The sequence below is a fragment of the Thermodesulfobacteriota bacterium genome, from assembly GCA_040757775.1.
In the GTDB taxonomy this organism is placed as follows: Bacteria; Desulfobacterota; UBA8473; order UBA8473; family UBA8473; genus UBA8473.
The window spans coordinates 116,640-133,240 of record JBFLWQ010000005.1 but is presented as its reverse complement, the minus strand read 5'-3'; the positions used below and the strand labels follow the sequence as shown (position 1 = coordinate 133,240).

Genomic DNA, 16,601 nt, shown 5'->3' with positions numbered 1-16,601 from the left:
AGTATCTTTCAATGAGGACTCATAAAAAGGAGTAGGGGCACGGTGCGCTGCGCCCCTACATATCCTACTTATCGAAAGGGAGATTAATATGGAAAGGGAGAGATTGGAAAGAGGGATGATCCAGGTTTATACTGGCAATGGGAAGGGGAAGACTACTGCTTCTTTGGGTCTGGCTCTCAGGGCAATAGGACATGGGTATAGGGTTTATATGATACAATTCATGAAAGGTAACATTGAATATGGTGAGTTGATATCAGCAAAAAAACTACTTGCCCCTTATTTGACTATTAAACAGATGGGAAGGGCTGACTTTGTCAATAGAGAAAACCCTGAGAAGGTCGATGTTGACTGGGCTAAAAAGGCATTCAAGCTAGCCCAGGAAGTAGTCTTGAGTGGAGAATATGATGTGGTCATACTGGACGAGGTCAATGTAGCTGTTGACTTTGGATTGGTTGTGCTGGAAGACCTGTTGGCGTTGATGCAAGATAAACCAGAAAATGTGGAACTGGTCTTAACCGGGAGGTATGCAAAACCTGAAGTGGTGCAAAAGGCTGACCTGGTCACGGAGATGCTGGATATAAAACACTATTATGCAGGGGGTATAGAGTCTAGAAAGGGTATAGAGAAATAGAGTTAGGGATTAAATCTAAAGTGGATTATGTCTCCATCCTGGACAAGATACTCCCTGCCTTCTAAATGGATAAGCCCTCTTTCTTTTGCTACAGTCATTGATCCTGCCTCCAAAAAATCGTTATATGGTATCACCTCTGCCTTAATGAACCCTTTTTCCATGTCTGAATGGATCTTTCCTGCAGCCTTTTGTGCCTTTGTCCCCTCTGGTACAGTCCATGCCCTCAGCTCTGATCCAACAGTAGTATAAAAGGTTATTAATTTCAAAAGGTTATACCCAATTTTTACCAGTTTATCCAATCCAGATTGCTCAAGTCCAAGCTCCTTCAGGAAAACATCTCTTTCATCCTCTTCCAGTTCTGCTATCTCTGCCTCTATATCACCACATATAACAATTACACTAGTACGCTCTTTTTCGGAAATCTCTTTAATGGATTGGGTATACTTGCCCTTTTTGAGTTCCTCTTCATCAACATTAGCCACATAAAAAATGGGCTTAAAGGTAAGGAGGTTTAACTCCTCAATAACCTCCTTTTCATCCTCCTCAAACTCCAGGTTTTTAGCAGGGTTCCCAATATTCAATCCCTCTCTGGTCTTTTTATATACCTTTAAAGCATTAGCCATCTTTTTATCACCTGTCTTCAAGAGTTTTTCTGTTTTAGCCAGCCTTCTATCAACGGTATCAATGTCGGCCAGTATCAATTCGGTATTTAAAATATCTATATCTCGTTTTGGATTTACGATACTATTGACATGAGGCACATCAGGGTTATCAAAGCAACGAACAACATGAGTAATCACGTCAACGTTACGTATATGCCCCAGAAACTGATTGCCCAACCCCTCACCCTGGCTTGCTCCCTTTACCAAACCAGCAATGTCCAGAAATTCAAGGGTGGTAGGAGTTACTTTTGGTGGGTTGATTATTTTAGAAATCTTATACAGACGCTCATCAGGCACCCTGACAATACCTAAATTTGGATTAATAGTGCAGAATGGATAGTTAGAGGCTTCGGCTTTACCAGAGGTTAAGGCATTGAATATGGTAGTCTTCCCCACATTGGGCAGACCAACTATTCCACAGGTAAAACCCAATTGGAGTACCTCCAAAGTTATCAATTACCCAAAAATCCCGAAATTAGCCAATTGGGTACTTATAGTCTTGCAGCGTTGCCGGTTAAACTTATTAATTGCTACCTGCGCACCCTGCGTGATAATAGAAACCAGCGCTTTTTCTCCTAAATGGACCAGTTCAGGAAGAAAATCCAACTGTCCTCCCTCGAAAGAACTGAGGACATAGTCTTTCGCTGTTTTATTGGTGGCTGGACGGCCAATCCCTAATTTTAACCTTAAAAAACAATTTGTTCCCAAGATACTGATGATTGACCTAACACCATTGTGACCACCATGCCCTCCTTTTTCTTTTATCTTAATTTTCCCAAATTCCATATCCAAATCATCATGTACAACAATAAAATCTTCTGGGTCTACCCTAAAATAGCTTAACAGCTTTTTTATTGCCTCACCACACAGATTCATATAAGTCAAAGGCTTAGCCAAAATTACCCTCTGATCAATTATATGCCCCTCCCCGATTACGGAATGGAACTTTTTTTGCGAAAATTCAATATTATTCTCTTGAGCCAATCTTTCAACTGTTAAAAAACCAATATTATGTCTGGTTAGCCTATAATACTCACCAGGGTTCCCAAGGCCAACTACCAATTTCACCGAGAATACCTTAATCTATTTTTTAGTAACTACCCAGCTTATCCTGCAAAAAAAATAGAAAATTCCCCTTTCCCTCTTTTACGCTATTAAGGATTTTTCAAGAAGTTTTAACTGATCCCTTATTTACTCTCCTTTTCTTCTTTATCCCCTTCCTCTCCTCTGTCTTCTTCAATACCTATTTCTCTTTCCTCTTCTTTCATAACAGTAGGTGTTAAAACAGCCGCCACAACAAGACTTAAATCTTCTAAAATCTCAACCCCTTCATCCAGGCTAATTTCACTCAGATGAACTGAACCACCGACTTCTAAATTGCTGACATCGATATCAAAGCGTTCTGGGATTTCGGAAGGCAGACATTTAACTTCAACTTCCCTTTTAATCTGCTGGAGGATTCCTCCAGTCTCCACACCTTTTGCCTTACCAATAAGGTGAATAGAAATAGGCACCACGATTTTTTCACTCATGTCAACTTCATAAAAATCCACATGGAGGTAATCCCTCTTTACAGGGCTGACTTGTATATCCTTTAACACAACAGTCTTTTTTTCTTCCTTTTCACCAGCCTTAATAGTAAGGTCAATTAAAGTGCTTTCTATGGCTTCATCAGTCATTATCCTATTTAAAAGAAGGGAACTTAAACTAAGAGGGATAGATTCTTTTTTATGCCCGTAAAGAATGGCGGGGATTAGTCCTTCTCTTCGTAGTTTTCTAACAGCACTTTTGCCACATTCGGTACGTAGCTCTGCATTTAAACTGACTTGTTTCACTTTTTCCTCCCAGAATCGCTCCTAATAATACTTCAGGGGCTCCTAGACAAATAACCTGCTTACAGAACCCTCTTCATGGATACTTTTTACAGCTTCACCCAGAAGCTCTGCAACTGACAGTACCTTTATTTTTTTGCAAAGCCTTCCTTCTTCCACCAAGGGAATAGTATCAGTCACAACCAGTTCCTCTATGGCGGAATCCTTAATCCTACTTATAGCTTGACCAGAAAGAACAGGGTGGGTACAACAGGCATAGACCTTTACTGCCCCTTTTTGGGACAAAGCATCAGCCGCTTGAGTAAGAGTACCTGCGGTATCAACCATATCATCTAAGATAACAACCTTTTTGCCATCAACTTCACCAATAATATTCATCACCTCTGCTACATTAAAATCTACCCTTCGTTTGTCAATAATGGCTAACGAAGAATTGAGTCTTTTTGCAAAGGCTCTGGCCCTTTCCACTCCACCAGCATCTGGAGAAACAACAGTAAGATCATTTTGGAATCTTTCCTTCATATACTTCAAAATTACAGGTGTGGCATATAGATGATCAACGGGGATATTGAAGAAACCTTGAATTTGACCTGCATGGAGATCTACAGTAAGAACCCTGTCTGCTCCAGCTGCTGCGATAAGGTCGGCCACTAACTTTGCTGTTATAGGTGCCCTTGGAGATACCTTCCTATCCTGTCTAGCATACCCATAGTATGGGAGGGCAGCGGTTATCCTTCGGGCAGAAGCTCTCTTAAGGGCATCTATCATTATCAGAAGTTCCATAAGGTTTGTATTGCCTGGTGTACATGTGGATTGGACTGCAAAAACATCCATTCCTCGTACACTTTCATCTATTTCTACTGCTGTTTCTCCATCACTGAAGCTTTTAACTCTAACTTTGCCCAGTGGAATTTCTAAGTATTGGCATATCTTTTCAGCCAAAGCGATATTTGAATTTCCAGAGAAAAGTCTTAACTTACTTAGCATAAAAAAATTCCCTTCTCTTTGTTTATTAATCAAATGACCAATACTGGGAACTCACAAAATTGAAAGAGAAATAATTCTATGGATTATTTTGTATCAAAAAAGACCAGCTGGGGCGGGAGGATTCGAACCTCCGAATACAGGAACCAAAATCCTGTGACTTACCGCTTGTCGACGCCCCAAACAACAGACTCAGTATTACACCGTTTCTCACGTAGGCAAGCTTTCATTCAACCTTATGTTCGGCTTTTAAGCTTGGGGGTGATTTTATTCAAACTGTGAAGGATGTATCTTTTTCGATTTCCTTTTTATACTCCTCCAAAACCTTGGACTCAATAATCTCTCTTGTCCTGTTATTCAATGGATGGGCAGTGTCTCTGAAAGTCCCATCTTTCCTTTTCTTGCTGGGCATTGCAACGAACAAGCCATCGTTTCCATTAATCACCTTTAGATCACGAACCACGAAGCAATCATCAAAGGTAATCGTCACATAGGCCTTTAATTTTTCTTCATTAACAGGGAATACCCTAACTTCAGTTACTTCCATTTACGCCTCCTTGGTTTTTATTGTCGAAGCTAGAAGATAAAAATAAAGTATAGTCATGGTTAGTAAATCTTAGTTGATCAAAGGCTTTCTCGGCTCGTTCTCTATTTGAAAAAATCCCAAATACAGAGGGTCCGCTCCCTGACATCAATGCTCCTTCTGCCCCTTTGCCAATCAGTTCTTCCTTTATCATTTGTATCTCAGGGTATCTTTTTACGGTCACATCTTCCAGATCATTATGTAAAAAATTTACAACATCGGAAAGCTGTGCAACAGGCGGCAGTATACTAATATTATTTTTTTTCTTTGTCAACCCTATATTTAAATTTAAATTTTTGTATGCCCAGGAAGTCGAAACCTGAATTTTTGGGTTAACCAGCACCATCCATATAGGGGAAGGCAGTTTAATCCTCTGTAACCTATCGCCAATCCCAGTAGCCAAGGCAGGCTTTTCAAAGATAAAAAAGGGGACATCTGCTCCTAGCAACGTCCCCATTTTAATGAGTTCTTTCCTTGTTAGCCCAAGTTTTAAGAGTCTATTCAATCCAATTAACGTCGTTGCGGCATTACTGCTTCCCCCACCTAACCCGGCTGCTATAGGAATTTTCTTCTTTATAAAGACCCTGACTCCAACATCAATCTTAAATCTATCCAGTATGCTCTTTGCTGCACGGTAGGCTATATTCTCAATATTCTGGGGCACATCTCTACTGTCAGATAGGATATCAATGTCTCTCCTCCTCAAAGAAATCTCCAGTTCATCGCAAATACCTATTCGCTGCATTACAGTTCTTATCTCATGGTATCCGTCATTTCTTTTGCTTAAAACATCAAGCCTGAGATTTACTTTTGCCGGGGACAGTAACTTTAAGGAGTTCAAGTGAGTCTATCCTGCTATCGTAAAAACCGGAAATCGAACATCTTATTTCTTCTTCATTTGTTCGACGTACCTCATCCTTAAATCATAAAGGATGTGGTCTATTAACATTTCTTCATCATTTGTCAGGTTACCTTTTGTCTTCTCTTTTAACATGCCAATAATATCTATGGTTTGTTTTGCCACAGGCAAATTTTTATTTCTCTCGTTGGTTGCAGGATCCGGTATCTCACCAAAATGGAACAGCGCAGATGAATTGAGAGAAAAGATAAAGGTAGAAAAGTTCATCTCCGGCAATGGGATTTGCTCTTGCTTTTTCTCTTTTTTACCCTCTTCTTTCTTTTTGCTCTCTTCTTTTATCTCCTCTTCTTTCCCTTCTGCCACAACTTTTTCGTCTTTTTTTTCTTTATCTTCGGGTTCTTTCGCAGCAAAATGCCTTTTGTCAGTAATCTTAAATCCTTTATCTTTGGGTTCTTTGTCCATTATAAACCCTCCTTTTAATTCCAACTGATCAATAGATCCCCATTCTCGACATCTACCGTGAAATATGATCCCTCTTTCCAATGAAGGGTAATAGGTATCTTAATCTTTTCATCGATGGTTCTCTTCAAAAAGCGGGCACCGTATTTAGGACTATAACCATCCTCTACCAGACAATTTAAAGCCTCATCGGTTATCTTTATCCCCTTATTTTGATCTTCTAAAGACGTTTCTATCTTCTTTATGTACATTGTTGCTATCTTCTTTACATCTCCCCTGGTAAGGGGAGAGAACACAACAATATCATCTATACGGTTAATAAATTCAGGGGAGAAGGTATTCTCTACCTCTTTCAATATTGCTTTTTTTATAGAATCATGCTTGTGTCCTTCGTCGAGGAAACCCATTGGTTTGGTAAAACGTTTGAATTCGTCTGAACCAAGGTTTGAAGTCATTATAACCACTGCATCACTAAAATACACCCTTTTGCCCCTTCCATCTGTTAGCCACCCTTCATCAAAAACCTGTAAGAAGAGGTTAATGACATAATGATTTGCTTTTTCTATCTCATCCAGCAGAACAACTGTATAAGGATTATCCCTAATCTGATTGGATAGAATCCCTCCTCTCTCTGAACCTACAATTCCACGGGGCATACCTATAAGTTTGTCAACCGCAGCTGTAGAGTCCTTGTATTCTGACATATCGAGACGAACCATCTTCTTATCATCTCCAAAGAGAAATTCAGTCAATGCCTTTGCTAATTCAGTTTTACCAACACCAGTGGGGCCAAGAAAAAGAAGGACTCCATCCGGTCTGTCAAAGTTTTCTTTTAAAGGCCCTTTATTCAGTCTTAGGTGCCGGGCTACCGATGAAACGGCCTCTTCTTGACCTACAACCCTTTTAGCTAAAGCAGTCTGTATATCTTTAAATCTCTCTATAGTATCCCTTGAGACCATGTCTAAAGGAATTCTGGCTTCTTGAGAAATCACATTAATAATATCCTCCGGCAAAACTTTCTTTTTCTTTCCAATCTCTGCTTTTACTGATGCAGTGTTGATCCAGGAAATAGGCTTATCTGGCATTCTGACAGACCGCATATACCTTTGGGACATTGTCAGAGAAGTTTCAACAGCTTCATCAGTTATTTGAACTCCGTAATTTCTCTCTACCCTTGGGCGGATTCCATTTAGAATCATTCTTGTTTCCTCCAGAGAGGGTTCTGTAAGATGAATAACACGAAAACGTCGGGCTAAAGCTTCATCTTCCTGTATATAGGTTTTATATTCCGCGCCTGTTGTTGCTCCTATAATCTGTATCTCCCCTCTGGCTAGGCTTGACTTGAATATATTAGCAGCATCAGCTGGTACCCCCATTGCCGAGCCAGCTCCAATTAAACTATGGGCTTCATCAACAAATAGTATCAAATTCTTCCGGTCCTTAAGCTCTCTGATAACTTTATCCATCCTATCTTCAAACATGCCCCTAAAGATTGTCCCAGCCACCAGTGAATTCATCTGTAAATTTACTATTTGATGGTTACTTAAACGTAATGCTACAGATTCAGGTTCGAATTCCAGCTTCATTGCCAGTCCTTCTACAATTGCTGTCTTGCCTACGCCCGGCTCTCCAATAATCATAACTGAGTTTGCCCTCTCTCGATGGCAAAGTATTTCTATCATTTGATTGATTTCATTATCTCTACCAATGATAAACGGCAACTTTCCTAACCGTGCTAATTTATTCAGGTTTACTCCAAAATATTTAAGATGGGGAGGAAGTTCAAATTTCCTCTTGAATTCTTCCCCCTTCTTCTCAAGGTTTCCTACTTTAATGACAATTAACTGCAAAACAATATCAGGCTCTATCCCGAAATTCTTAAATATTTTGACCGGAATTCCCTGGTCTTCTTGTAAAAGGGCTGCAAATATATCTACAGGTTCTATCATGTCTCTTCCAAAGCGATTAGCCTCTCCCCATGCAAGTTTCAAAACAGCCTTCGTAGCAGGAAGAACCTTTAACCCAACACCCAGATACTGTTTAGAAACACTTAAGTGTTCATTCAGAAAATGAGTTATATTTTGGGGATCAATGTTTAATTCAGACATGATATCACGGAAAAAGGCATCCTCTATCTTAATAAACGCTAAAAATATATGCTCAATACCTAAATAGCAATGCTTCCTTTTTCTTGACTCCTCAACTGCCAAAGTCAAAATCTGAAATGTTCTATCAGAGAGATGATCTCTATACTCAGTTAAGTCTAGCATTAAGAGATACCTTTCTTTTTATCTCAAGAATGATGATTTCTCACTTCGTTCGAAATAGGGTTTAAAAGTTTATTCACCCTCTCTTCGATGCGTGGGTACTTACAATGAACGACCTCGAAAAGTAGTCATTGCGAGGAGCGAAGCAACGTGGCAATCCCCATAGATTGCTTCACCCGCCTCTGGCGGGTTCGCAATGACAAATGGTGGATGTCAACTTATTTAAGTCGTTCACTATAATCAAAAAAATTTTACCATGGGGTTTGGTAATTTGCAATATTTTAAAAATCTTTTGCAAATGGAGCTAAGTTTTCGAAGGTAGCAAATTTGTCTATAAATGCTAATTTTGTGATACCAATAGGCCCGTTTCTCTGCTTGCCAATGATGATTTCTGCAGTCCCTTTATTCTCATTATCTTCTGATTTGTTGTATATCTCATCACGATAAATAAAGATGATTACATCTGCATCCTGTTCTATTGCCCCTGATTCCCGCAAATCAGCAAGCTGAGGTCTTCTGTCATGCCTGTCTTCAACCCTGCGGTTAAGTTGGGAAAGGGCAACTACTGGAAGGTTTAGCTCTTTAGCAAGTGCCTTTAAAGATCGGGAAATCTCAGATATTTCCTGTTCCCTTCTTTCAACATTAACTCTCCCCCGCATCAATTGAAGATAGTCAACTATAATCAATCCCAATTCTTTTTCGCTTTTTAATCTCCTTGCTTTTGCTCTCATTTCCAAAACAGACAAAGCCGGGGTGTCATCCACAAATATGGGGGCTTCGGAGAGACTCCCCGCTGCTCTGGTAAGTTTAGGCCAATCGCTTTCACTCAGGAATCCGCTTCGTAATTTCTGGGCATCAACTTTTGCCTCTGAACATAGCATTCGTAAAGAGAGCTGTTCTTTAGACATTTCTAGTGAAAATATTCCAACCGGTACATTGGCCTCAATAGCAGCATATTGGGCAATATTAAGGGCAAAACTGGTTTTCCCCATACTGGGACGACCAGCAATAATAATAAGATCAGAAAGTTGAAAACCAGAAGTAAACCTGTCTATCCCTTCAAAGCCGGTAGGCACTCCAGTTATAAGCTCTTTTTTCTCATAGAGTCTTTCAATAGCTTTGAAGCTGTGTTTGATCATTTCTTTTATCGGGTAAAATGAGGGTTTAATTTTATTTTCTGAGATTTCAAAAATCGCCCTTTCTGCCTGATCCAATACCTCATCCACATCACCAGTATTCTCATAACTCATGGAGGCAATCTCAGCAGTTTTACTGATTAATCTTCTAAGGGTCGATTTTTCTTTTACGATCTTTGCATAGTAGGATATATTAGCGGTGGTGGGAATGCTATCAACTAAGGATGTTAAATATGAGACCCCTCCGATTTCGTTTAGCTGGTTTTTATTCTTCAAAGTATTAGTTAGAGTTATAAGATCTACTGGCTCATTGTTTTCATAAAGTTCAATCATAGAGAGAAAGACTTTGCGATGAGCAGCATGGTAAAAATCGTCTTCATCCAAGACTTCTAATACGCGATGAAATGCTTCATTATCCAGTAATATGCCACCTAGTATGGACTGTTCAGCTTCTATATTCTGAGGTGGAAGTTTGAATTGTGGTAGCTCTTTATCGACCATTTTAAAATCCCAGTATCTAGTCAAATCACGCCTCTGGTGTGTCAGGCATTAACAACCCATACCTTCAGATTGGCAATGACTTCTGGATAGAGTTTTATGGAAATTGTATATACACCCAGTTTTTTAATCGGTTCATCCAGGAGGATCTTCTTCCTGTCAACCTCAATACCTTCCCCTTTTAAGCTTTCTTCAATATCCATGGATGTTACTGAACCAAAAAGTTTATTTCCTTCCCCGGTTTGTTTAGAAATCGTACAGGAGAGCCCTTCTATTTTTTCGGCAAGTTTTTCAGCCTCTTTTTTGGCCTTACCGATTTTATCTTTCAGCAAGTTTTTTTGATATTCCCATACTTTCATGTTCTTAGAAGTTGCTTCTATAGCCTTCTTTTGGGGAATTAAATAGTTTCTTCCATATCCATCAGCAACCTTAATCACATCCCCTGCCTTACCAAGGGATGGCATTTCTTCTAACAAGATAACATTCACAGTTAGCCTCCATTTATCCCGTTTAAAGATAAATCTCTGACGGGATTTATCATGATAGTTTTTGTTTTTTTAATCTTCTGAAATCTGCCCAAACATCGAACAACCCTAACCCGATTACAATGAGCAAAAAAACCTGTTGAAAAAATATCAACATATAGCCCAAACTCCTCAAAATAACAGGTACATTCTTCTTGTAAAAAAAGTGAGAGACAATGGCCATGCCTTGAAAAAAGAAAACGCAGAGAAACATTATCAACATATTCAAACCGATAGTTTTCAGTATTAACACCCTGGAAAGTAAAAGTAGCCCGCTAACAATTATACCCCATACTAAAACATCTGGAGCTTTCCAATTAGACAAGTCACCAAAGTCAGGAAATTCCAGTTTTAGAATTTTATAGACCTCTTTTGCCATCACAAGATTTATCCATATGATAAAAATCATTCCGACAACTGCAAAGGACGGAAAAGACCTGATCAAAAAGTTCGCCAGGTTTTGTGAAGAAGCCTTCAATAACTCAAAATTCTCAGCAGACATTCCTAATCCATTAGATAAGTTAACAGCTTGATTCACTTTTTCATTTATTTGCTGTACGATAAATGCCCAGGGGCTAACAAGATTAATAGCACTGTATAGAGAGAAAAGTATAGTCCCTGTCCCCAAAATGATAAAGACAGAATACAAGACTGTTTTTTCAATGGATAGGTTTTTCCGTAATATCTCAGAAAGGGTAAGACCTATAATCCCAAATTCCACGATAAAAAACACTCCCAGTTGAGTTTTAAAAAGCTTCAAAAGAGATATCGCTACTATTGATGCTACAAAAGAAATGAATATACCTGGTAATCTTCCCAACTTTTGGTAATAAAATAAAATTGGCAACGGTGTAATAAGACTTATAAAGATGCCCAGGAATGGAATAAATACATGTGCAAGAAGAAAGAGGGTTGTTAAAAAAATACCAGAGATAAGACTTCTATTAAAATCTCCTTTAACGTCTTTAAACAACAAAGATGATCCTCATAATAGAAATGTTATCTAAAACCCCATCTCGTACACTCCCAAAAACGTAGGTTTTAACGGGTACCGGTTGTGGTAAAAGGCAAAAGGGCAATATTCCTTGCAATCTTGATTGCCTTTGTAACCTTTCTTTGGTGCTTAGCACAAGCCCCAGAAATCCTGCGGGGGATTATTTTGCCTCTCTCTGTGGTAAAAATACGCAGAGTTTGATAGTCTTTATAATCTATTTTTAAATTTCTATCAGCGCAAAAACGGCAAATTTTTCGCCTGGTAAAAGTTCGTTTTCTTACGTTTTGCTGTCGTACCATCGACCCCTCCATATAATAGTTGGTTACTATTCACCTTTAATATCCTCGTTCTGAGTATCCGTATCTTCAGTTTTCTCTTCCTGTTCTGGCCCTTTTTCGTCCCCTGAATCGAGTTCAGCATCTTCATCAGCCTTAAGTGTTAAATACTTTAGAATCCTGTCATCCAGTTTAAGGACCCTTTCCAGTTCAGTGGTTAAATCGCGATTACCCAAAAAATTTAAGATAAAATAGCACCCTTTGCTCCTCTTTTTAATTCTATAGGCGAGTTTTTTCTTGCCCCACTTCTTTACCCTGATAATCTTCCCATTGAAGTTATCCACTATCCCCGTAAGCCTCTCTATAATCTTATCCAGGTCCTCTTCGGGGACATCAGGATCCGTTATAAAAACGGTTTCATAAGCCTTCATATATACCCTCCTTCCGGTCTTAATGGCCCTAAAACGAGTTTAGAGCAAGGAGTCTCCTCCTATAATGTAAAAACCAAAGACATTTTTTTACTACATTGATAAAGATAAATCAAGTTATTTTAGGTTATTTCTTTTCCTCCATTTCACCTCTTCAATTATCTTCTCTATCTCAACATCCTCTTGTTTTTGCCTTTCCATATCTCTGAAGATCACCCTGCCAGAGGCTAGTTCCTTATCGCCAATGATTATAACAAATTTAGTATTTAATTTATCAGCCCATCTCATCTGACTTTTTAAGCTTTTCCCTTCATACCCTATTTCGGTTCTAATCCCCATAATTCGGAATTTATTGGCTAACTGTAAAGCTCTATCTTTAGCTGCGTTCCCAATGGGAGCAATGAATAAATAACAGGGGGTAGAAAAACACTTCTCTTTGGGAATCAGGGAAATTAACCTCTCCAGTCCAATAGCAAACCCCAAACCAGGCATATCAGGACCACCAAGTTCTTGAATTAGACCATCATATCTACCTCCTGCGGCCACAGCATTTTGGGCTCCCAATTTATCCGTTATAACTTCAAATGTAGTTCTGGTGTAGTAGTCAAGTCCTCTCACCAATTGAGGGTTGATTCTATAAGATATTCCCAGTTGTTTTAAATTCCTTTTAACATCTTCAAAGTTCTCAGCACAATTGGAGCATATGTACTCCAGAACCTTTGGAGCTAGGGAAGTAATCTCCTGGCAGGCTTTGTTTTTACAATCAAAGGTTCTCAAGGGATTGGTCCAAATCCTTCGATGGCAATCAACACATAAATCTGCTGATTTATCTTTTAGAAATTCCCTTAATTTTTCTCTATAATGAGCCCTGCAGTCCCTGCAGCCCAGAGAGTTAATCTGAAGTTCAACCCCATTTATACCTGTCTCAACCAAAAAATGGTTCAACATAGCAATTATTTCAGCATCAATAATTGGATCAACTGTCCCTAAGACTTCTGCATTTATTTGGTGAAATTGTCTGTATCTACCCTTTTGAGGCCTTTCGTACCTAAACATAGGGCCAATACAATATAACTTTGCTACCCGGTTATTCTCATAAAGTCTGTGTTCAATATATGCTCTGCCAACAGAGGCAGTAGCTTCAGGACGAAGAGTAATCAATTCTCCCTTTCGATCAGAAAAGGTATACATCTCTTTTTCGACTATATCGGTAGCTTCTCCAATACTTCGGGTAAATAATTCTGTCTTTTCGGCAATAGGGATCTTTATTTCAGAAAATCCAAAATCTTCAAAGATTTTTCTGGCATTAGCTTCAGCAAATTGCCATTTTTCAACCTCCCCTGGCAATATATCATGGAATCCTTTAATGGCATTAAGCATTAATATAAGAACACCTCCAATAATTAATTCTTACAGACTATGATTTCTGTCTTCCCTGAGTGAATATTATTATACCGTAAAAGCATTAAAAGTCAATTCCCAAACACAGTCCTCTTGCTTTATCATTCATATCAACGTTAATATTTGGCTGACCGTTATTCAAAAATGGATTGACCTTAACAAGCCGCTCTGGTATCATATATTTATGGATACAGAAACAAAAATTATACAGAAAAAGGAAAATATGAGAGCTAAGGATATCAAGAGACAGGAGTCTTATTTAGAACTCCTCGTTAGCAGCTCTGTAGATGCCTTTATAGCCACTGACATGAAAGGAATAATAACTCTTTTCAGCAAGGGCTCTGAAAATATCTTCGGGTGCAAAGCGCAAGAAGTATTAGGGACCCCGATATCCAATTATTATGTAATGGGAAGAGACGAAGCAAAAAAGATAATGAAAATACTGTATGAAGAAGGAAGATTACAGAACTATGAAACTGAAATGATCATAAGGGATGGCAAAAAGGTCAATATGAATCTCTCTGTATCTTTACTGAAGAATAGTAATGGAGAGCCAATTGGAACACTGGGAATAGGTAAAGACTTTACAGAATATAAACGAATAGAACGGCAACTTCAACAATCCGAGAAATTGGCTACTGTTGGAGAATTGGCAGCAGGAATAGCCCATGAAGTAGGGACTCCGCTTAATGTGATATTGGGTACTGCAGAGTATCTAATGATGGAAATGGAAGAAGATGACCCCAAGATTGAGGAGTTAAAGGTCATAGTTTCTCAGGCAGAGCATATAACCAAATTAATACATCAATTGCTGAATTTTTCACGATACAATAAACCCGAATTCAAATCTGTAGACATAAACAGTCTTATTAGAGATGTATTGAAGTTAACGGACCTTCAGATAGTAAAAGAGAAGGTTAAAGTACTTACCGATCTTCAGTCGGATATACCATCAATAATAGGAGATGATAACCAACTTCAACAGGTCTTTATAAATATAATCGTAAATGCAGTACACGCTATGCCTCAAGGAGGGACACTAACCATAGCTAACAGGTTGAATATGTCTGCATCTTCGGTTCCCCATGACAGTGGATTCGTAGAGATCAGTATCTCTGATACGGGCTGTGGAATCCCTCCCAAAAACATTCCAAAAATATTCGATCCCTTTTTTACAACCAAGGACATAGACAAAGGGACTGGTTTAGGATTGACTGTAAGTCATCGAATAGTTGAAGATCATGGTGGTAATATTGATGTAGAGAGTAAGGTCAATGAAGGAACGCGCTTCAAAGTGAAATTACCTATTCAAATTCGTGAGGATACCAATGTCCAATAATGCAGATACCCAAATCCTTGTAGTCGATGATGAGGAGAGGATGCTAAACCTCTTGAAGAAGGTGTTGACGAAACAGGGGCTTTCTGTTCAAACATCACCTAATGGGATAGATGCCCTGAGAAAAGTTGAAGACACCCCCTTTGACATTATTATAGCAGACATACGCATGCCTGAGATAAATGGAATGGAAGTTTTGAAAGCCGTCAAAGAAACTAGGCCAGACATCTATGTAATCTTGATGACTGCCTTTGGTTCTATTGACTCTGCTGTTGAAGCTATGAAAAAAGGAGCCTACGACTATATAACCAAGCCTTTTAAGATGGACGAAATAATACTTGCTATTAAAAAAGCTTTAGAAGAAAAGAGGCTTCGTAAGGAAGTTGCATCCCTTCGTAATGAGGTTAGGGGTAAATACAGGTTTGACAATCTCGTTGGAAAAAGCAAAGTAATGCATGATGTCTTCGATTTGATAAGACGTGTTTCTAACAGCAAAAGTACCGTCTTAATATATGGTAAGAGTGGAACAGGAAAGGAACTTGTAGCCAAAGCAGTACACTACAATAGTCCAAGAAAAGACAACCCCTTTGTGGCTGTTAATTGTAGTGCTATACCAGAAACCCTTTTAGAGAGCGAACTGTTTGGTCATGTAAAGGGGGCGTTTACAGGGGCAATAGCAACAAGAAAGGGGTTGTTTGAGGAAGCCAATGGAGGGACTATATTTCTGGATGAGATTGGGAATGTCAGCCTTGCCATGCAGATAAAACTCTTAAGGGTTTTACAGGAAAGGGAAATAAGACGAGTAGGTGGAACAGAGAATATTAAGGTTGACATCAGGCTTATAGCAGCCAGCAATCAGAATCTGGAAGAGGCTGTTAAGAGAGGCGAATTTAGAGATGACCTTTATTACCGTTTAAATGTTATTACCATAAATTTGCCTGAGCTTAAAGAACGCCAAGATGATGTATCTCTGTTAGCAAATTATTTCCTGAAGAAATACACTAAGGAGGAGAATGAAAAGATCAAGTCTATCTCCAAAGAGGCAATGAATCTGCTTTTGAACTATAACTGGCCAGGAAATGTAAGAGAACTTGAGAACGTAATCGAGCGAGCCATAGCTCTTGGTCGTTACGAAGAGATATTACCAGAGGATCTCCCATTAAATATTAGAAATAGCCAAATGATATCTGTATTGAAAGAAACTTTGCCTGAAAATGCTACCATTGAGGAGCTTGAGAGGGATTACATTACCAAAATATTAAAAAAGACAAAAGGACACAAAATAAATACAGCCAGGATATTAGGGATCGATCGAAGAACACTCTATAGAAAATTAAAGAAGTACAGCATGGAGTATTAAAGACTGAATTTTGACTTCTTGCAAGTCCATCAAATGCGGACAAAATGCCCCAATTATACTAACCTGCCCCATATAAGTCTGTCCCTTTACCTGCAATGGCCAATCTAGTTATATATTACTAAAACCCCTAAAACACCAACTGAAAAGGTCATCCCATGATTTTATCATAAGTGGAAAATACTGGCACGGTAATTGCTTGTTCTTTTTTATAGGTGAATAATCAGGCGTCCCTCTCATAATATGCGAATTGGATTTGATTCCGTATGTTGTAGTTGATCATCCCCCTTGGAGCTGAGAGAGATAAAGTTATTAATCAAGCTTTCTGTTAGAGTAGTAACAAGTTAATTAAGATAGAGAGGGGCGCTTTACATT

Annotated in this window: 17 protein-coding genes and 1 tRNA gene; 3 read left to right on the top strand and 15 right to left on the bottom strand. The window is 38.9% G+C overall.

The genetic code is table 11. The features are described from left to right. The first annotated feature begins 88 nt into the window (after positions 1–88). Entirely contained in the window at positions 89–631 is a 543-nt protein-coding gene (gene cobO, locus AB1401_05155; protein MEW6614834.1) for a cob(I)yrinic acid a,c-diamide adenosyltransferase, read from the top strand. A 2-nt stretch (positions 632–633) separates the two neighbouring features. Here the strand turns inward: cobO and ychF are convergent, their stop codons facing one another. From ychF to hisS, 15 genes are all read right to left on the bottom strand, one after another. Continuing rightward, on the bottom strand, positions 634–1,725 hold the full coding sequence (gene ychF, locus AB1401_05150; GenBank protein ID MEW6614833.1) for a redox-regulated ATPase YchF: 1,092 nt from the start codon (positions 1,723–1,725) through the stop codon (positions 634–636). 24 nt (positions 1,726–1,749) lie between these two features. Then, positions 1,750–2,361: an aminoacyl-tRNA hydrolase gene (gene pth / locus AB1401_05145; GenBank protein MEW6614832.1), complete on the bottom strand. Its 612-nt coding sequence runs from the start codon at positions 2,359–2,361 to the stop codon at positions 1,750–1,752. Between the two features lie 119 nt (positions 2,362–2,480). Next, positions 2,481–3,128 (bottom strand): 50S ribosomal protein L25/general stress protein Ctc, encoded by a 648-nt coding sequence (locus tag AB1401_05140; protein MEW6614831.1) that lies wholly within the window; start codon positions 3,126–3,128, stop codon positions 2,481–2,483. A gap of 42 nt (positions 3,129–3,170) precedes the next feature. Beyond that, entirely contained in the window at positions 3,171–4,112 is a 942-nt protein-coding gene (locus AB1401_05135) for a ribose-phosphate pyrophosphokinase (protein MEW6614830.1), read from the bottom strand. 107 nt (positions 4,113–4,219) lie between these two features. After that, positions 4,220–4,291: transfer RNA gene (locus AB1401_05130), tRNA-Gln, on the bottom strand. Between the two features lie 89 nt (positions 4,292–4,380). Beyond that, positions 4,381–4,656, bottom strand: a complete 276-nt coding sequence (spoVG, locus tag AB1401_05125) for a septation regulator SpoVG (protein ID MEW6614829.1) — start codon at positions 4,654–4,656, stop codon at positions 4,381–4,383. Further along, entirely contained in the window at positions 4,643–5,533 is an 891-nt protein-coding gene (gene ispE / locus AB1401_05120; protein ID MEW6614828.1) for a 4-(cytidine 5'-diphospho)-2-C-methyl-D-erythritol kinase, read from the bottom strand. Before ispE ends, spoVG begins: the two co-directional genes overlap by 14 nt. Positions 5,534–5,575: 42 nt before the next feature. After that, the gene (locus AB1401_05115) at positions 5,576–6,013 is read right to left on the bottom strand and encodes a DUF1844 domain-containing protein (GenBank protein ID MEW6614827.1); all 438 of its coding nucleotides are present in this window, start codon (positions 6,011–6,013) and stop codon (positions 5,576–5,578) included. Positions 6,014–6,027: 14 nt separating this feature from the next. Continuing rightward, positions 6,028–8,280 carry an ATP-dependent Clp protease ATP-binding subunit gene (locus AB1401_05110; GenBank protein ID MEW6614826.1) on the bottom strand — a complete coding sequence of 751 codons (2,253 nt, stop codon included), beginning with the start codon at positions 8,278–8,280 and terminating at the stop codon, positions 6,028–6,030. Positions 8,281–8,558: 278 nt separating this feature from the next. Next, positions 8,559–9,914 (bottom strand): replicative DNA helicase, encoded by a 1,356-nt coding sequence (gene dnaB / locus AB1401_05105; GenBank protein MEW6614825.1) that lies wholly within the window; start codon positions 9,912–9,914, stop codon positions 8,559–8,561. A gap of 41 nt (positions 9,915–9,955) precedes the next feature. Then, on the bottom strand, positions 9,956–10,399 hold the full coding sequence (gene rplI / locus AB1401_05100) for a 50S ribosomal protein L9 (GenBank protein ID MEW6614824.1): 444 nt from the start codon (positions 10,397–10,399) through the stop codon (positions 9,956–9,958). A gap of 49 nt (positions 10,400–10,448) precedes the next feature. Further along, positions 10,449–11,411, bottom strand: coding sequence for a YybS family protein (locus AB1401_05095; protein MEW6614823.1), 963 nt, complete (start codon positions 11,409–11,411; stop codon positions 10,449–10,451). Between the two features lie 65 nt (positions 11,412–11,476). Beyond that, positions 11,477–11,728, bottom strand: coding sequence for a 30S ribosomal protein S18 (gene rpsR, locus AB1401_05090; protein ID MEW6614822.1), 252 nt, complete (start codon positions 11,726–11,728; stop codon positions 11,477–11,479). A 26-nt stretch (positions 11,729–11,754) separates the two neighbouring features. Then, positions 11,755–12,135, bottom strand: coding sequence for a 30S ribosomal protein S6 (gene rpsF, locus AB1401_05085; protein ID MEW6614821.1), 381 nt, complete (start codon positions 12,133–12,135; stop codon positions 11,755–11,757). 114 nt (positions 12,136–12,249) lie between these two features. Further along, the gene (gene hisS / locus AB1401_05080) at positions 12,250–13,512 is read right to left on the bottom strand and encodes a histidine--tRNA ligase (GenBank protein MEW6614820.1); all 1,263 of its coding nucleotides are present in this window, start codon (positions 13,510–13,512) and stop codon (positions 12,250–12,252) included. Positions 13,513–13,756: 244 nt separating this feature from the next. On the opposite strand from hisS, the gene AB1401_05075 reads away from it, so the two are divergent. Both AB1401_05075 and AB1401_05070 read left to right on the top strand, forming a co-directional pair. Further along, positions 13,757–14,872 (top strand): ATP-binding protein, encoded by a 1,116-nt coding sequence (locus AB1401_05075; GenBank protein ID MEW6614819.1) that lies wholly within the window; start codon positions 13,757–13,759, stop codon positions 14,870–14,872. After that, positions 14,862–16,229: a sigma-54 dependent transcriptional regulator gene (locus AB1401_05070; GenBank protein ID MEW6614818.1), complete on the top strand. Its 1,368-nt coding sequence runs from the start codon at positions 14,862–14,864 to the stop codon at positions 16,227–16,229. The genes AB1401_05075 and AB1401_05070 overlap by 11 nt, the downstream gene beginning before the upstream one ends. Positions 16,230–16,601: the final 372 nt, after the last annotated feature.

Coding starts and splice junctions, on each gene's coding strand:
- AB1401_05110 (MEW6614826.1), bottom strand. CDS start 8,280: ATGCTAGACTTAACTGAGTATAGAGATCATCTCTCTGATAGAACATTT.
- AB1401_05115 (MEW6614827.1), bottom strand. CDS start 6,013: ATGGACAAAGAACCCAAAGATAAAGGATTTAAGATTACTGACAAAAGG.
- rpsR (MEW6614822.1), bottom strand. CDS start 11,728: ATGGTACGACAGCAAAACGTAAGAAAACGAACTTTTACCAGGCGAAAA.
- dnaB (MEW6614825.1), bottom strand. CDS start 9,914: ATGGTCGATAAAGAGCTACCACAATTCAAACTTCCACCTCAGAATATA.
- hisS (MEW6614820.1), bottom strand. CDS start 13,512: ATGCTTAATGCCATTAAAGGATTCCATGATATATTGCCAGGGGAGGTT.
- rpsF (MEW6614821.1), bottom strand. CDS start 12,135: ATGAAGGCTTATGAAACCGTTTTTATAACGGATCCTGATGTCCCCGAA.
- spoVG (MEW6614829.1), bottom strand. CDS start 4,656: ATGGAAGTAACTGAAGTTAGGGTATTCCCTGTTAATGAAGAAAAATTA.
- AB1401_05135 (MEW6614830.1), bottom strand. CDS start 4,112: ATGCTAAGTAAGTTAAGACTTTTCTCTGGAAATTCAAATATCGCTTTG.
- AB1401_05070 (MEW6614818.1), top strand. CDS start 14,862: ATGTCCAATAATGCAGATACCCAAATCCTTGTAGTCGATGATGAGGAG.
- cobO (MEW6614834.1), top strand. CDS start 89: ATGGAAAGGGAGAGATTGGAAAGAGGGATGATCCAGGTTTATACTGGC.
- AB1401_05075 (MEW6614819.1), top strand. CDS start 13,757: ATGAGAGCTAAGGATATCAAGAGACAGGAGTCTTATTTAGAACTCCTC.